The following is an 18,652-nucleotide window of genomic DNA, read 5'->3' as shown; positions in this document are numbered from 1 at the left end:
GTTTTTTGTCATAGAAAACAGAGAGCTTTGAAAAAGTCAAAATTGTAATAATTTAATATCTAAATAACATTGGCTGCAAGTACAAAAATTCAAAAACGAGTTAATTTCTCGTCGAATAAATTTCCGATCGAATATCCGGATTTCTTAGATATTCAGGTGAAATCCTTTCAGGATTTTTTCCAGTTAGAAACAACGCCGGAAAACCGTAAAAAAGAAGGGTTATTCCGCGTGTTTGCCGAAAACTTTCCTATTTCTGATGCACGTAACAACTTCGTATTAGAATTTAAGGATTATTATATCGATCCGCCTCGCTATGCTCTTGATGAGTGTATTGAACGTGGACTCACCTACTCTGTTCCATTAAAGGCTAAATTGTACCTTTATTGTACAGATCCTGAACACGAAGATTTTGAGCCGATTATGCAGGACGTGTATTTGGGTACAATCCCATACATGACGCCTAAAGGTTCATTTATTATAAATGGAGCTGAGCGTGTAATTGTTTCTCAATTACACCGTTCTCCTGGTGTATTCTTTGGTCAAAGTCGCCATGCGAACGGTACCAAATTATACAGCGCCCGCGTTATTCCTTTCAAAGGAAGCTGGATAGAATTTGCAACAGATATTAACAATGTAATGTACGCTTACATCGATCGTAAGAAAAAATTACCTGTTACTACTTTATTGCGCGCTATCGGTTTTGAAAGTGATAAACAAATTTTAGAAATTTTTGGTTTAGCTGACGAAGTAAAAGTTAGCAAAGCAGGTTTAAAACGTGAAGTTGGTCGTAGATTAGCTGCCCGTGTTCTTAAAACCTGGTTAGAAGATTTCGTTGATGAAGATACCGGAGAGGTAGTTTCTATCGAACGTAACGAAGTTATTTTAGACCGTGAAACCATTTTAGAAGATGAGCATATTGATATCATTGCAGATGCTGGTGTTAAATCCATCATTCTTCACAAACAAGATGTAAATACTGCTGATTTCGCAATCATCTATAACACTTTACAAAAAGATTCAACCAACTCTGAAAAAGAAGCAATTGAATTTATTTACCGTTTATTACGTAACGCAGAACCACCTGATGAGGAAACTGCTCGTGGCGTAATTGATAAATTATTTTTCTCTGATAAACGTTACGATTTAGGTGAAGTTGGTCGTTATAGAATTAACAAGAAGTTGGGATTAAACATTCCTCCTGAAATTCGTGTATTGACTAAAGAAGACATGATCTTAATCATTAAGTATCTTATTGAGTTAATTAACTCAAAAACAGATGTAGATGATATCGATCACTTGTCTAACCGTCGTGTACGTACTGTTGGTGAGCAATTATTCTCTCAATTTGGTGTAGGTTTAGCCCGTATGGCGCGTACTATTCGTGAACGTATGAATGTACGTGATAACGAGGTGTTCACTCCAACTGACTTAATTAACGCAAAAACATTAAGCTCTGTAATTAATTCGTTCTTCGGAACCAATCAATTATCACAGTTCATGGATCAAACCAATCCTTTATCGGAGATTACGCACAAGCGTCGTCTTTCGGCACTAGGGCCAGGGGGTTTATCTCGTGAGCGTGCAGGTTTTGAGGTGCGTGACGTTCACTATACTCACTATGGTCGTCTTTGTACAATCGAAACTCCAGAGGGACCAAATATTGGTTTAATTTCTTCTCTTTGTGTTTATGCAAAAGTGAATAAATTAGGATTTATTGAAACTCCATACCGTACGGTTACAAACGGTAAATTGGACTCTAACAAACCTATTATTTATTTAACTGCAGAAGAAGAAGATCTAAAAAACATTGCGCAAGCTAACGTTGATTTAGATGATAAAGGAAACATCACTACTAAAAAAGTAACAGCACGTTACGAAGGTGACTTCCCTATTCTTGAGCCGAATGCAGTGCATTTGATGGACATTGCTCCGAATCAAATTGCTTCGATTGCAGCTTCTTTAATTCCTTTCTTAGAGCATGATGATGCTAACCGTGCCTTAATGGGTTCGAACATGCAACGTCAAGCGGTACCTTTATTGCGTCCACAAGCTCCTATCGTTGGTACTGGTATTGAAGCACGTGTTGCTGAAGATAGCCGTGTATTAATTAACGCTGAAGGTGAAGGAATTGTTGAGTACGTAGATGCTCAATCTATCACTATCCGTTACAACCGCAACGACGAAGAGAAATTAATCAGCTTCGAAGGCGATGTAAAAACATACAAATTAACCAAGTTTCAAAAAACCAATCAAAGCACTTGTATCAACTTAAAACCAATCGTTAAGAAAGGTGATAAAGTTTCAAGAGGACAAGTTCTTTGCGAAGGTTATGCAACTCAAGACGGTGAATTAGCTTTAGGTCGTAACTTAAAAGTGGCTTTCATGCCATGGAAAGGTTACAACTTTGAGGATGCTATCGTTATCAATGAAAAAATTGTTCGTGAAGATATCTTTACTTCGATTCACATCGATGAGTATACTTTAGAAGTACGTGACACAAAACGTGGAATGGAAGAGTTAACTCCAGATATTCCTAACGTAAGTGAAGATGCTACTAAAGACCTTGACGAAAAAGGTATTATTCGTATTGGTGCTGAAGTAAAAGAAGGTGATATCTTAATTGGAAAAATTACTCCTAAAGGAGAAACTGATCCTTCACCGGAAGAAAAATTATTACGTGCAATCTTTGGTGACAAAGCTGGTGATGTGAAAGATGCGTCTTTACGTGTATCTCCATCTATCAAAGGTGTTATCGTTGATAAAAAATTATTCTCACGTGTAATTAAAGATAAAAAAGCTAAAGCTGAAGAAAAACCTTTAGTAGAAAAGTTAGATTCGGATCACGAAAAAAATAATTACAACTTAAAATTAAAATTAGTTGACAAATTATTTGTTCTGGTTAACGGTCGTACTTCACAAGGTGTTACTAATATTTTAGGAGAAGAAGTTGTACCACGCGGTACTAAGTTCACTCAAAAATTATTAGAGCGTATCGATTACAGCGAAGTAAATCCAAGCAATTGGACTACTGACAAAGATAAAAACGAACAAATTGAGCGTTTGTTACATAACTTCTTAATCCAATTCAACGATTATTTAGGAAAATACAAACGTGAGAAATTCCAGATTACTGTTGGTGACGAGTTACCAAATGGAATTGTTCAGTTAGCAAAAGTTTACATTGCACAAAAACGTAAATTAAAAGTTGGTGATAAGATGGCTGGACGTCACGGTAACAAGGGTATTGTTGCTCGTATCGTGAAAGAAGAAGACATGCCATTCTTAGAAGACGGAACTCCTGTTGACATCGTGTTAAATCCACTAGGTGTACCTTCGCGTATGAACCTTGGACAGATTTACGAAACTGTGTTAGCTTGGGCTGGTGAGAAATTGAATATGAAATTCTCAACTCCAATTTTTGACGGTGCAACTGTTGAACAAATTGACGAATACACTAAAAAAGCTGGCTTACCTCAATTCGGTCGTACCTACTTGTATGACGGTGGAACTGGTGAGCGCTTTGACCAACCTGCAACGGTAGGTATCATTTACATGTTGAAATTAGGTCACATGGTGGATGATAAGATGCACGCTCGTTCAATCGGACCATATTCATTAATTACACAACAACCTTTGGGTGGTAAAGCTCAATTTGGTGGTCAGCGTTTTGGTGAGATGGAAGTTTGGGCACTCGAAGCATACGGTGCAGCAAATGTGTTACAAGAATTATTAACTGTTAAGTCGGATGATGTTACCGGTCGTGCAAAAGCTTACGAAGCAATTGTAAAAGGTGAAAACATCCCTACTCCAGGTATTCCTGAGTCATTCAACGTATTGTTGCATGAATTAAGAGGTCTGGCGTTAGATATTACGATGGATTAATCAATTGACGATTGACGAATTTACAATTGATGATTGAAAAATCTGAAATTGTAAATTCAAATTCGTTAACAAGGTAAAATCGTAAATTGTAAATAAATAAATTGTAAATAAATAACATGGCGTTAAGAAGAGATAACAAACAAAAGTCAAATTTTTCGAAAATCACCATCAGTTTAGCTTCTCCTGAAACTATTCTGCGTCGCTCAAGCGGTGAGGTCTTAAAACCTGAAACCATTAATTACCGGACTTACAAACCTGAAAGAGACGGTTTGTTCTGCGAACGTATTTTTGGCCCGGTTAAGGATTACGAGTGCCATTGCGGTAAATACAAACGTATCCGTTACAAAGGGATTGTTTGCGACCGTTGTGGTGTTGAGGTTACTGAAAAGAAAGTACGTCGTGAACGTATGGGACACATCAATTTAGTTGTGCCTGTTGCTCACATCTGGTACTTCCGTTCGTTACCAAATAAAATTGGTTACTTATTAGGTTTACCTACTAAGAAATTAGATATGATTATTTACTACGAACGTTATGTAGTAATTAATGCAGGTGCTGCGGCAGAAAATGGTATCAACTACCTTGACTTCTTAACGGAAGAAGAATATCTAAACGTTGTTGATACTCTTCCAAAAGAAAATGCTTTATTAGATGATGCAGATCCTAATAAATTTATTGCTAAAATGGGAGCTGAGTCAATTGCTGACTTGTTATCACGTTTAAATCTTGACGATTTATCTTACGATCTTCGTCACAAAGCAAATACAGAAACATCACAACAACGTAAAAACGAAGCACTAAAACGTTTACAAGTTATTGAGGCTTTCCGACAAGCTAACCAAAACGTAGTGAATCGTCCTGAGTGGATGATCGTTAAAGTTGTTCCAGTTATTCCACCAGAATTACGTCCTTTAGTTCCATTGGATGGTGGTCGTTTCGCTACTTCCGATTTAAATGACTTATACCGTCGTGTTATTATTCGTAATAACCGTTTAAAGCGTTTAATTGAAATTAAAGCTCCAGATGTAATCTTACGTAATGAAAAACGTATGTTACAAGAGTCAGTAGATTCATTATTCGATAACTCTCGTAAATCTAATGCAGTTAAAACTGATAGCAACCGTCCTTTAAAATCATTATCTGATTCATTAAAAGGTAAACAAGGCCGTTTCCGTCAAAACTTATTAGGTAAACGTGTGGATTATTCTGCTCGTTCGGTAATTGTTGTAGGGCCAGAATTAAAATTACATGAGTGTGGATTGCCAAAAGAAATGGCAGCTGAATTATTCAAACCGTTTATCATTCGTAAAATGATTGAGCGTGGTATTGTTAAGACAGTAAAATCTGCTAAAAAAATTGTAGATAAAAAAGAACCGATTGTTTGGGATATTTTAGAAAACGCTTTAAAAGGGCATCCGGTAATGTTAAACCGTGCCCCAACATTACACAGACTAGGTATTCAAGCTTTCCAACCAAAATTAATTGAAGGAAAGGCTATTCAATTACATCCTTTGGTTTGTACTGCATTTAACGCCGATTTTGATGGGGATCAAATGGCTGTTCACGTTCCGTTGGGACATGCAGCAATTTTGGAAGCTCAAATTTTGATGTTAGCGTCACATAATATTCTTAATCCATCTAATGGTGCACCGGTAGCGGTTCCATCTCAGGATATGGTGTTAGGTTTATATTATTTGACTAAATCTAAAAAGAATTTACCTAACGACGTTGTTAAAGGAGAAGGTAAAACTTTCTATAGCGCTGATGAAGTAGTAATTGCTGTTAATGAAAAAGCAGTTGATCTTCACGCACAAATTAAAATTAAAATTACCAATGCACTTGATGGTGATAAATTAGTAACTAAAATAATTGAAACAACTGCAGGCCGTGTGTTATTTAACATCGTAGTGCCTCATGAAGTTGGTTTCATTAACGAGTTATTAACTAAGAAATCGTTACGTGACATCATTGGTATGATTGTTAAGAAAACAGGTATGGCTAAAACAGCTAAGTTTCTTGATGATATTAAAGAATTAGGTTTCAAAACGGCTTTCAGAGGTGGATTATCATTTAACTTAGGAGATATTCAAACTCCGATTGAGAAAATGAAAATTATTGGTGAAGCGCAAGTTCAGGTTGATGAGGTAATCAGCAACTACAACATGGGTTTCATTACCAACAATGAGCGTTACAATCAGATCATTGACATCTGGACGCACACCAACTCAAAAGTTACTAAAAAAGTACTTGATAACTTAAGCACAGATCGCCAAGGATTTAATCCGGTGTTTATGATGCTAGACTCAGGTGCTCGTGGATCTAAAGAACAAATTAAACAGTTGAGTGGAATGCGTGGTTTGATGGCTAAGCCTCAAAAAGCGGGTGATACTACAACTTCAATTATTGAAAACCCAGTATTATCGAATTTCCGTGAAGGTCTTTCGATTTTAGAGTACTTTATTTCAACTCACGGTGCGCGTAAAGGTTTAGCGGATACGGCTTTAAAAACTGCCGATGCTGGTTACTTAACCCGTCGTTTAGTTGACGTGGCGCAAGATGTTATTATCAATGAAGCAGATTGCGGAACCCTTCGTGGATTAAGCATGACAGCATTGAAAAATAATGATGATATCGTTGAAGCATTATATGACCGTATTTTAGGACGTACAACTGTTAGTGATATTTACCATCCAACAACTGGTGATTTAATCATTGGTGGTGGAGAAGTAATTACGGAAGATATCGCTGTGACAATTGACAAATCGCCAATTGAAACGGTTGATATTCGTTCGGTATTAACATGTGAATCACGTTCAGGTGTTTGTGCAAAATGTTACGGCCGTAACTTATCTAACGGACGTTTAGTTCAGTTAGGTGAAGCTGTAGGTGTAATTGCTGCACAGTCTATTGGTGAACCAGGTACACAGTTAACATTACGTACTTTCCACGTGGGTGGTACGGCATCGAATACTGCTGCATCGAGTGCATTGATTGCTAAACATGATGGTGTTCTTGAAATTGATGAGTTACGTACTGTTGAGCGTTTAAATAACGAAGGAGTAAAATCTAACATTGTTATCGGACGTTCTACTGAAATGCGTATTACTGATTCAAATACCGGTATTACTTTAACAACAGGTAATGTACCTTACGGTTCAAGCTTGTATGTTAAGCCAGGTGCTAAGGTTAAGAAAGGTGATTTGATTTGTGATTGGGATCCGTATAACGCAGTTATCGTTTCTGAATTTGGAGGTAGTGTTGAATTTGAGCATATCAAAGAAAACGTTACGTTCCGTGAAGAAAGTGATGAACAAACAGGTTTCCGTGAAAAAGTAATTATCGAAAGTAGAGATAAAACAATGAGTCCATTGATTCGTATCGTGGATAAAAAAGGTGAATCTCTTAAATCATATAATATTCCGGTAAGTGCACACATCATTGTAAATGAAGGTGCGAAGATTGAACCAGGACAAGTGTTAGTTAAGATTCCTCGTGTTACAGGTAAAACAGGTGATATCACCGGTGGTTTACCTCGTGTAACTGAGTTATTTGAAGCTCGTAATCCTAGTAATCCAGCTGTTGTAAGTGAGATTGATGGAATTGTGACTTTTGGTAAAATTAAACGCGGTAACCGTGAAGTAGTTGTTGAAGCAAAAACAGGCGAACAACGTCGTTATTTAGTGAACTTAAGTAAACACATCTTGGTTCAGGAAAATGATTTTGTAAAAGCTGGTGATGCTTTATCTGATGGTGCTGTAAGCCCTGGAGATATTTTAGCAATTAAAGGGCCAACTGCCGTTCAGGAATACTTAGTAAATGAAATCCAAGAGGTTTACCGTTTACAAGGTCAAAAACTTAATGATAAACATTTTGAAACTATTGTTCGTCAAATGATGCGTAAGGTTGAGATTGTTGATCCAGGTGATACTATGTTCTTAGAGCAACAGTTAATCAATAAAGGCGACTTTATGACTCAAAACGACGAAATTTTTGGTAAAAAAGTTGTTATTGAGCCAGGAGACAGTTCTGAATTGAAACGCGGACAAATAATCACTGCACGTAGATTGCGTGATGAGAACTCCGTATTAAGACGTAAGGATAAACAACTGATAGAAGCTAGAGATGCAGTTCCTGCAACGGCAAATCCAATTCTTCAAGGTATTACCCGTGCTTCCTTACAAACTAATAGCTGGATTTCAGCTGCATCTTTCCAAGAAACTACAAAAGTATTGAACGAAGCTGCAGTTAACGGTAAAGTGGATACTTTATTAGGATTAAAAGAAAACGTAATTGTTGGACATTTAATTCCTGCTGGTACCGGTTTACGTCAATACGAAAAACTAGTAGTTGGAAGTAAAGAAGAATACGAACGCTTAATGGCTTCTAAAGAAGAAGTTGAAGAGGAAGCTTAGTAGAATGTTAAATTGATAATTCCGATAGCTATCGGAACTAAATGATAAATTAAAAACCCTGACAGCAATGTTGGGGTTTTTTGTTTAGATACTACTAACCTTAGCATTTAATATTGTATAATTTTAGTTTTTTGCAAGCATCAAGCTGTTATTTACAACGTTTTAGAAGATATCGATCTCGTCTAAAATCCCAAAACCGTAGAGTGTTACTGAAAAAAGTTAGATATAAATATCTGAAAATCAAATATTTAAACTACTCTTATTAATAAATTCTCTTTTTAGTTTCAATTGATTAACACACAATTGTTAAATGTTTATTCTAAGTGAAGGAGTAAAAGCTTTACCTTTGCTTAAAATTAAACAACAATCTATGAAGAAACGATTAACAATTATGTTAACACTGTTCGGTACAATGTTAGCAACAGCCCAAGATCTCGGGGACGATCAAATCCCCAAGAATAAAAAAGGCAATGAAATCTTACCCAAAGCAGGTGATATCGGTTTAGGGTTTAACACAATTCCAGTTTTGGATATGATTTTAGGTACACTAAACAAAGCAACACCATTTTCTGGTGCTGGAAATGTGGTGCAGTACACTTCAAATTCAAACAATCAAATTACTGGGAAGTATTTTCTTGATGCGAAAACTGCGCTTCGCGTAAGATTTGGCTTTAATACTTTATCAGGTTCAATGACCAATCAGGTTCAAGATGCTGTTGCCATGCATGCTGCTTCACTAGGAACTCAGGATGACATTAATGCAGCTTCCTTAATTCGTGTTGATGATAAATTAACCTTTAAAAAGAATAACTGGTTAATTTCAATTGGTATTGAGAAAAGAAGAGGTTATCGCAGACTGCAAGGCTTTTACGGTATTGAATTAGGTGTTGGAAACACTGGATCAACAGAAAGTGTAAGTTACGGTAACGCTTTTTCTGATCAATTTCAGGTGGATTACACTAGCAATTTTAATACTTCACAAGTTGCAACTCAAAACCCTACTCCTTTTGGTAGAGTTACCAGAGCGCTTGAAACAAGTCACCGTGGAGGATTTAGAATTGGAGCGCGTGGTTTTGTAGGTGTTGAGTATTTTATTTTTGCTAAAATATCTATTGCTGCTGAATATGGCTGGGGATATGCAATAACCACTCGTAGAGCAGCAACATCTAAACGTGAAGTATATAACAATGGTCAAAATGGTCCAGAAGTACTCATTGAGGAAGTTGAAGTAGATTCTAAAGAACTTACCAAAGGGTTTTCTATAGATAACAACAATGGTTCTATTTTCTCATTGAATAATACTTTAGGTGGAAATACCTCTCTTTATGGAGGTGCTGGCGCCTTAACACTCTTAATTCACTTTTAATCTATCCAACAAATTATAAAAAAATTAAAATTTAATATCATGAAAAAATCAATATTAGCCCTTTCTCTTACAGTTATTTTATTCTCATGTAAGAAAGACGAACCAAAAGAATTTACGGCAACAGACGTAACAGGAACTACTCTTGTAAAAGGTACAATTACTAAAAACATCATCACTCCTAACGGAAGTGGTAACTGGACAAATGGTTCAAGAATTCCCGTAAAAGGAATTAATGTTTCTATTAAAGTAAACAAGAATTCTTTATATCCGAATTCAACAGCGCAAGGAGCAGATGTTTATTCAGCGACTACAGACAGTACCGGTAACTACCAAATCTCTGTTAAATCTAATGCTACTGGTGTCAGTGCTCAGATTACAATAGATGGTTATTCTGGAACACTTGACACTTTAATTAACGGTGTAACCAAACGTGGTTTCTATTCAACATTTGCAGGAACTAACCAAAACAGAACATTGTTCATGGGACAAAATTCTGTGTTTAATTATGATTTCTTTGCTAATAATGTTTCTTCTAATCCAAATACAATTAAAATTGGGTCAGCTACTATTACGGGTTCAGTTGCGGTTAATTTATTTAAACAAGTTTTAACGGGTACTGTGGTTTCTATCACTACAACTAATGTTCCTTTGGCAAGTCATAAAGTTTATTTGACTTTTGACAAAGACCCTAGTACTTTGGCTAATAAGTCATACGAAACTACAACCGACGCGAACGGTAATTACAGTTTTAATGTCGCTACTGTGCCATCTGGTACATCTGGGTTTAACCAAAACGCAACTATTTGGGTTGCCGATTATGCTGCAACTCGCGACACTATTATGTCAAACAGCACAGTTAAACCAGGTAAAATGGGCGTGTTTCAAATGCAAACATTAAATCAAAATGGTGTTTTCAATAGCAATATTAGAAACGCAAACCACTTCTCTTACAATAGTTTTATTGCTGATTAATTTCTGGTAAAAACCATTCTAAAAAGGCTTCCGTTTCGGAAGCCTTTTTTTTATGCCTCTTAAAATAAATACACCCCAAAACAAAATAGGCTGCTCGAAATGAGCAGCCTATTAATAATTTGTATTAAGACTTTTTAAGCAAACTTCTTTTCAAAAGCTTTCATTACATCAACCAGAACATTTACACTTTCTAGAGGTAAAGCGTTGTATAAGGATGCTCTGTAACCGCCTACATCCCTGTGTCCACGAATACCGCTGATTCCGGCATCTTTCCAGAACTTATCAAATTCGGGTTCTAATTCGGGTTTGTTCATTAAGAAACATACGTTCATTTGGCTGCGATCTTCTACCGCTGTGCTACCATAAAACAAAGAGTTTCTATCTATTTCGTTATAAATGGCGTCTGATTTTTGTTGATTTAGTTTTTCGATCCAAGCAATGCCCCCATTTTTCTTAAGCCACTGCATGGTTAACAGAGTAACATAAATTGGAAACACGGGTGGCGTGTTGTACATAGAACCGCCCTTGATGTGAACTTGGTAATCTAACATCGAAAGCATTTTTCTTCCTGTTTTTCCAAGTGAATCTTTTTTTACCATAACCATGGTGCTTCCGGCAGGACCCATGTTTTTTTGAGCGCCTGCATAAATAAGAGCAAACTTTTTAGCATCTACTTTGCGGCTAAAAATGTCAGAACTCATGTCGCATACTACTGGTATTGACGAATTAGGAAACTCTTTAATTTGTGTGCCATAGATGGTATTGTTACTTGTAATGTGCACATAATCTGCGTCCTTAGGAATTTCATATCCTTTAGGAATGTAGTTATAGTTCTTATCTTCAGAAGAAGCGATCACTTTTGTATTACCAATTATTTTTGCTTCTTTAATGGCTTTGTTTGCCCAAACGCCTGTGTTTACGTAAGCTGCGTAGCCATCTGTTTTTAAAAGATTGTATGGAACCATTGCGAATTGCAAACTTGCACCTCCTCCTAAATAAACAACCTCGTACTCATCCCCTACTCCTAATAATTCTTTTACAGTTGATCTTGCTTCGTCCATTACCGCTTCGAAATTTTTGCTTCTGTGCGAAATTTCTAGTAATGACAAATTAAGATTATCAAAATTAATACAGGCTTCAGATGCTTGCTTTAATACTTCTGCAGGCAAAATTCCTGGGCCCGCGCTAAAATTGTGAACTTTACTCATAAATTGAATTTTAAGGTATAAATGTAATAATGTTTAATCGTATATCAATTTTATTTCTCCTGTATTTAGAGTAACAATTAGCAGATTATTTATTTTCTGAACATTATCCACCTCAGTATAAATGAGGTCTCCCCTCTGATTTATAATAGATCTAGCGTCGTCGTTCACACTAAAATAATGTGATGATATTTTTACGATTTCTGCACCGGTAAAAAAAACCTCAACACCTTTTATTGTTATAATTGCATTATTTTCTTTTAACTTAACAAGAGCTAAACTGTCTGAAAAATCCTGCGCCTGGCTGAATTTATAAGGAATTACATTTGTCAGTTTGCGATCGACGTACCCATATTTGTTTTTTAGTTTTACACGCAATAAACCATTCACCGGAAAATTAATTTCCTGATAAGCTCCAAAATTAATATAAGTACGACCGTTAGCATCTACGAAAGATTGCTCATCTTTTTTTATCAATTTAAATAAGGATCCGTTTGTGTAATACTGTGGCGTATTTTCAATAGTATAATCATACGCTATTGGAGTTAAGAAACAACCTGCGGAAGTAAAAAAACCGTATTGATTATTTAAAATAACTATAAACACATTTGTATCGGTTCTAAGTATTTGATCGTAGAGCGGTTCAAGTATTTTTTTTCCAAAAACATTTATTAAACCATATTTATTTTGTTGCTTCACAATTGCGATTTGCGCTGCACTAAAATCAGAAATCCATTCGAACTCTGCTCTGTGTACCGTGCCGCTTTTTGAGATAAACCCATATAAACCTTTATCCATAAAATACGCATAGCCATTTTTAAAATCGCCTAGTTTATCAAATTTAGGTTCTATTATATTTTGACCAAAATGGTCTAAAGCTCCATATTTAGAATCCGTTTTTACTACATATACATTATCAGACAACTCATTAATTTCATCGTAAAATCGCGAAATAGTTTGACCTTGCCTATTAATAAAAACCCATTTATTGTTTTGTTTTACAGGTGCTATTCCATTTTTAAAAACTGCTGCTTCTGAATATATTTTTGAAAACGGATTTACGTTTTGTTTATTTATAAAAAATACCGAATCGTCTTTTGAAACCACTGATAGTCCTTCATAAAAATCGCTTGCCGCATCGTATTTAGGTTTAATGACAAACTTACCCTTGGTATCTATAAATCCTACAAAATCATTTAGTTGGTATGGGTAGAGTATAATTTTATTCAGTTCCAATTCATGCAGTATCGATGTTTTTAGAGGGAAGTTAGGGTATTTGTTTACAAAACTTTTTAATTCATCAAATGAAAATGCTTTTACGCTTAAAGAAAAAAGAAGCTTCCACGCTTCGATGGTTTGGTATGCGCTTGGGTAATTTTTTACAAAAAAAGCCAAACCTGCACTATCTTTTTGTTGGCGGTAAATGCTGAACAATTTTTCGTGTGCGGTTTTTACCATGTTATTATTTGGATACATTTTTAAAAAAGATATATAAGCCTCAGCAGTTCCAATAAAAGTATTTTCATTGTATAACTGGCTTTCCAATAACAAAAAAGCTTCACGGTAAAAAGGGCTTTGAGGATGCAAGACCATGAACTGCTTTGTAGAATCGCTGTTGTTAGTTTCATGTACATGATTAAATTCAAACTCATCTCTGGCGTAAACAACCTCTTTAATTAATTTTGAATTTGCGAGATAATAATTCTGCAGAAAAAACTCATATGCATTAATTGAATTTAACCCGCTAATATTTCGGTACATCTTTTGTGAAATGGTATCAGCTAGTTTTAAAATTGCGGTACTATCAATAACAAAACCAGACAATGTTTGAGATTGCACAGCAGCTATGTACGTATGAAAACTTAGCTTTATGTATTTACCAGCACTATCTATGTTGTGAAACGGATTGTCGTGCCGACTAAATATAACTGCTAGGCCAAAAGAAGAATATGCATTTGGTTTTTTATTTTGAATTTCATAAAATAATTTACGCGCTTGAAAATAGTTGTAAATTCTTAAGGCTTCATATCCTTTTTCCAACTTTGAAGACTTTGCAACAAAACCAGAAAAAAGAAAAAAACCAAAGAGTACAAATATTTTAAGTTGTTGCAGCATCAAATGAGAGTGTGAAGTTTCGTATTTTTTTTTCATTAACACAATCTTTTTACTTTTTTTTTGATAGAATAAAAGAGATTTAGAAAAATAGTATCTTTAGAACCTATCAGATTTTCCCAGCATCTATGGCTTTTCGTTTTATAACGCTATTTATTTTTGTTATACAAGGCTTCCAGGCGCAAAATATTGTACTTACTCAAGGTAAAAATTTTTCTGATCCTCAAATACAACTTGAACCGATTTTTATTGGCTCAGATGACAAAACTAATTACTTACTTAGACACGCCAGGCATAAGACCCGTGAATTTAAACTCTGCAGCTTTAACAATATAACTTCTGAATTAAATTACGAGAAAAACATTGAACTTGATAAAGATGAGATCTTAGTTTCTCAAGCCATCGCGTCTAATAAAATTATACTGTTCACCAAAGCAAAAAAAACAAACCCATCAAGAACCTTATTCCTAATAAGAATATTAAACGCCTCTACAGGAGCATATCTTATGGAAACGATGGTAATTCAGGAGTTTCAAATGCAAAATGAAGACATTAAACCCATTGAATTTGACGCACAGTTTTCGCCCGATTCAAAAAAAATGTTACTCATTTTAAATAATAAAAATAATATACAAGGTAAACCTGAGGTGAAATTATATGAAACCGAGTCATTTAAAAAAATATGGGATAAACAGTTTCACGAAACATTCGAAAAATCCAACACCTACCCTTTCGACTTCCATGTTGACAATTTAGGCAACTTCATTTATCAAATTGCTTATTATAGAAACGTTTCTGAGAAAGATATTGGTTACGCATTATGTGTTAGTCCTCCTGACAATGTATCACTTTATAACATTAAGTTTCCTACTGAGAATAAGACCGTAATTTATTCCAACCTCGAATTTGTAGAGAATCAACTAATTTGTAACGGACAATTTGTAGATGGTGTAAATAAAAGCCTAGACAAGGCAGATCCAAAAACGATAGGTTTTTTTCTTTTAAAGTTTGACATGGCTAAGTTTGAGCTCAGCCAATCGAGTTTTGATTATTTCAGTTCAGAATTGTATGAAAAGTTAGGCAATACCAGACCTGTATTCAAACACCATAGAACATATATTATCAATAACGAGATTTACGAGGTTACTTTTCACACACTTAATGTCTATAATTATTATTACTATTATTCTTCGTCCATTCAATATGGTAAGGAAATTGTTGTTTTGAAATATGGACAAGACGGTAGACTAAAGTGGATGCAGATAATTCCCAGAAATGTTGCAAAGGATGCCAACATATTGCACGTAATTTGTACGAATAAAATTCATTTATTTTATTCGGATCTTCAAAAAAACCTCAGCAGATTTCCAGATATAACCAATTACGACATTAAAAGGTGGGAACCTACAGGCGGTATGGGAAAGGCTACTTTAACACTATGTGTAACCATTAATAGTTCTGGAAAAATGGTTCGTGAGGTTGTTAGACCAGCAGAATCAAACACACACCTTATGAAATTTAACGCACATTGCATAAAGCCTAACAGTCCGCTTCCAATGAGATTTAACTATAATAAAAGGGCTAAAATTGGAAGGATGGATCTATTGACAATTAGCGATTAAAATTATTTGCTAACGTGATTATAAAAAAGAAACTCCTTTTGGAATGTCTATATTTGCATTATGTTTAGCACAGGTAGAATTGTTTTTGTTTCACTTTTCGTTATAGCCTTTATTATTATGTTAATTTGGAGTTACGGGAAGGAAAAAAAACTGAATAAAATTCACTTTAACAAAACCTATAAGGTTTTGATAGCTTTAATACTCTTCTTCATTTTGCAGTTTATAATTGTTAAAATCAGAAAATTTCTCTGATTTTAATGCCTTTAAAGGTAGTTTTTGGCATTTTATCGTATATTTGCCTTAGTCACTTTTCGAACTTTGCTGTTTCGGAATCTTGGTTTTGATAAATTTTTAATTATGAAACGATTTTTACTGGTTTTGAGTGCGTTAACTACTTGCTTTTTAGCGGGAGCTGCCACACTTGTTATTGAGGGGAAATATCAGAACAAAAATGTATATGTGCACAATGGTTTTGGCGTAGGTGGTGTTGGTTTTTGTGCAAAAGAAATCAGGGTAAACGGAAATATCACTACAGATGAAATAAATTCAAGTGCCTTTGAAATAGATTTAAAAGCCCTCCATTTAAAATATGGAGAAAACGTAACTATTGAGATTTCTCACCATGAAGGTTGCACCCCTAAGGTGTTAAACATGGAAGATCTTAAGCCAAAACCTACTTTTGAGGTATTAACAATTAACATAGCTCCAAGTGGTTTACTTAAATGGACTAGTAAAAATGAAATGGGAGCATTGCCTTACGTTATTGAGCAGTTTAAGTGGAATAAATGGGTTCCGGTTGGTATTGTGGACGGATTAGGTACACCCGATCAACATGACTATTCTTTTCAAGTTGCCATGCATAGTGGAGAAAACAAATATCGAATTAAGCAAAAAGGCTTAAATGCGCTTACAAAAATGTCTAAAGACGTAACTGTAGCTTCTTCAGTTAACAAGCCTACTTACGCGATATCAAGAAATAATTCCAGTATTGATTTTAGTGAAGAGACTGCATTTGAAATTTACGATGCTTATGGTGTTATTGTGAAAAAAGGTTTTGGAAAACAACTAACCATTGATAATCTTGGTAAAGGTCAGTACTATTTATGTTATGATAATGTTTTAACGGAGTTTAAGAAGTAATTTTTATTATTTGCTTTAGTTCGCTCAAAATCATTGCAGTTGCTCCCCACACCTTAAGGTTTTCTACTTCAAACCAGGGAGATTTAATTACTACGTCACCAACAGTTATAGAACCGTGTTTAACAATGCTGTCATCCAGTAGATTTTGTAATCCAATTTTCAAGATTGTTTTCACTTCCCTCTCCTGATTTTTCATTTGGGGATTCTTAATTTTTGAAACACCAATAAAAGGATGAACTAAAAAATTACTTACAGGAATAAATAAAGGGGTGAGTTTGCCGATCATCTCAATCTCTTTGACACCAATTTCCTCATAACATTCACGCAGCGCAGTACTTGAAAGATCACCGTCATTCTTATCAAATTTTCCACCTGGCAAGCTAATTTGACCACTGTGAACACCGTTATAAGTCATTCTTTCGGTTAGAGGGATAAACATGTTTCCTGAATTATCTTCACAAAACAGGATCATTACTGCACTTGGCTTGTATTCCTCTGCCTTTAAACTTCTTAATTCATAACGTTGACGGTGAGTAGGTGCCATTAGATATTGGGCTTCTGCACCTGGAAGTGTTTGAGCGAGGGCTGTTTTAAGTCTATTTATCAATTGTTCCAAAACAAAATGCTATTTCAAAGCCTTAAATTACCTAAATTTGTGGCGAATTATGAGTGAATTTAAATTAAATAGTATTGAAGAAGCCCTAGAAGATATTCGTCAGGGAAAAGTGATTATTGTGGTGGATGATGAGGATCGTGAAAATGAAGGAGATTTTATAACTGCAGCTAGAAATGCTACCCCAGAGGTAATTAATTTTATGGCTACCCATGGCCGTGGGTTAATTTGCGCTCCGCTTACCGAAGAAAGAGCACATGAGTTAAAACTCGACATGATGGTGCCAGCCAACACATCTTTGCACGAAACACCCTTTACTGTTTCTGTAGATTTATTAGGGTTTGGTTGCAGTACCGGTATTTCAGCATCAGACAGATCTAAAACGGTGAAAGCTCTAATAGATCCTAGTATTAAACCTTCTGATTTTGGAAGACCTGGCCATATTTTTCCTTTAAAATCAAAGCCCGGAGGAGTACTTCGCAGAACTGGCCACACGGAAGCCACTGTTGATATTTCTGTACTTGCAGGGTTTGAACCTTGTGGCGTGTTGGTAGAAATTTTAAATGAAGATGGTACAATGGCTCGTTTACCACAATTGGTGAAAATTGCCGAACGCTTCGATCTTAAAATTATTAGTATTGAAGACCTTATTGCTTATCGATTGGCAAAAGAAAGTATTGTTAAAAGACAAGTAGAAGTAAATATGCCAACCGAATGGGGCGATTTTAAACTAATTGATTATGCTGTAGAAACCAATGGACAAGAGCATCTTGTTTTGGTTAAGGGAGAATGGAAAAAAGATGAAGCTGTTTTGGTAAGAATGCACTCTTCTTGTGTAACTGGCGATATTTTTGGTAGTTGTCGTTGTGATTGCGGTGGACAACTTCATCAATCTATGCAAATGATTGAAAAAGAAGGTAAGGGTGTTGTTGTATACCTTAATCAAGAAGGTCGCGGTATTGGTTTGTTGAATAAATTAAAGGCCTATAAATTACAAGAAGAAGGATTAGATACAGTAGAAGCCAATGTTGAACTTGGTTTTAAAATGGATGAACGTGATTATGGTGTAGGCGCTCAAATTTTACGTGATCTCGGTGTACGCAAAATAAAACTAATGACTAACAACCCTAAGAAACGTGCAGGACTTATCGGATATGGCTTAGAGATAGTTGAGAATGTGCCCATCATAGTAAAATCTAATCCTCATAACGTAAAATATCTTCAAACAAAAAAAGATAAAATGGGGCATTCGTTTTAATCGGTTTTTCTATTTAATATATTTACATTGAATGCGAAGTCGATATACTTTTAGCTTTTTTTAGAATTTA

At 35.3% G+C, this 18,652-nt stretch carries 10 protein-coding genes; 7 read left to right on the top strand and 3 right to left on the bottom strand.

Translation table 11 applies throughout. From position 1 onward, the window contains the following. The first annotated feature begins 69 nt into the window (after positions 1 to 69). The 4 genes from rpoB (at position 70) to P2086_RS11040 (ending at position 10,632) form a co-directional block, all read left to right on the top strand. Complete coding sequence (gene rpoB, locus P2086_RS11055) at positions 70 to 3,882, top strand: DNA-directed RNA polymerase subunit beta (RefSeq protein ID WP_317896807.1); 3,813 nt, start codon at positions 70 to 72, stop codon at positions 3,880 to 3,882. 116 nt (positions 3,883 to 3,998) lie between these two features. Then, a complete protein-coding gene (gene rpoC / locus P2086_RS11050; RefSeq protein ID WP_317896806.1) occupies positions 3,999 to 8,294 on the top strand; it encodes a DNA-directed RNA polymerase subunit beta' in 4,296 nt (1,431 codons plus the stop codon). A gap of 370 nt (positions 8,295 to 8,664) precedes the next feature. Then, complete coding sequence (locus P2086_RS11045) at positions 8,665 to 9,660, top strand: hypothetical protein (RefSeq protein ID WP_317896805.1); 996 nt, start codon at positions 8,665 to 8,667, stop codon at positions 9,658 to 9,660. A 39-nt stretch (positions 9,661 to 9,699) separates the two neighbouring features. Next, positions 9,700 to 10,632 carry a hypothetical protein gene (locus P2086_RS11040; RefSeq protein WP_317896804.1) on the top strand — a complete coding sequence of 311 codons (933 nt, stop codon included), beginning with the start codon at positions 9,700 to 9,702 and terminating at the stop codon, positions 10,630 to 10,632. A gap of 134 nt (positions 10,633 to 10,766) precedes the next feature. Here P2086_RS11040 and serC read toward each other — a convergent pair whose 3' ends face one another. Continuing rightward, positions 10,767 to 11,840: a 3-phosphoserine/phosphohydroxythreonine transaminase gene (gene serC / locus P2086_RS11035; protein ID WP_317896803.1), complete on the bottom strand. Its 1,074-nt coding sequence runs from the start codon at positions 11,838 to 11,840 to the stop codon at positions 10,767 to 10,769. Between the two features lie 33 nt (positions 11,841 to 11,873). Continuing rightward, positions 11,874 to 13,988, bottom strand: a complete 2,115-nt coding sequence (locus P2086_RS11030) for a WG repeat-containing protein (protein WP_317896802.1) — start codon at positions 13,986 to 13,988, stop codon at positions 11,874 to 11,876. 89 nt (positions 13,989 to 14,077) lie between these two features. Between P2086_RS11030 and P2086_RS11025 the strand changes: the two genes are divergently transcribed. Further along, positions 14,078 to 15,571, top strand: coding sequence for a hypothetical protein (locus P2086_RS11025; protein ID WP_317896801.1), 1,494 nt, complete (start codon positions 14,078 to 14,080; stop codon positions 15,569 to 15,571). A 357-nt stretch (positions 15,572 to 15,928) separates the two neighbouring features. After that, entirely contained in the window at positions 15,929 to 16,711 is a 783-nt protein-coding gene (locus P2086_RS11020) for a hypothetical protein (protein WP_317896800.1), read from the top strand. Here P2086_RS11020 and P2086_RS11015 read toward each other — a convergent pair. Then, entirely contained in the window at positions 16,701 to 17,327 is a 627-nt protein-coding gene (locus P2086_RS11015; protein ID WP_317896799.1) for an NUDIX hydrolase, read from the bottom strand. The two genes, P2086_RS11020 and P2086_RS11015, sit on opposite strands and share 11 nt — an antisense overlap. A 49-nt stretch (positions 17,328 to 17,376) precedes the next feature. Here P2086_RS11015 and P2086_RS11010 point away from each other — a divergent pair, with 49 nt between their 5' ends. Next, positions 17,377 to 18,582: a bifunctional 3,4-dihydroxy-2-butanone-4-phosphate synthase/GTP cyclohydrolase II gene (locus tag P2086_RS11010; RefSeq protein WP_317896798.1), complete on the top strand. Its 1,206-nt coding sequence runs from the start codon at positions 17,377 to 17,379 to the stop codon at positions 18,580 to 18,582. Positions 18,583 to 18,652 lie beyond the last annotated feature (70 nt).

Origin of the sequence: Aurantibacillus circumpalustris (genome assembly GCF_029625215.1) — a bacterium.
In the GTDB taxonomy this organism is placed as follows: Bacteria; Bacteroidota; Bacteroidia; order B-17B0; family Aurantibacillaceae; genus Aurantibacillus; species Aurantibacillus circumpalustris.
Note: the sequence above shows the minus strand (reverse complement) of the source record. Positions and strands in the feature narration are given on the sequence as shown.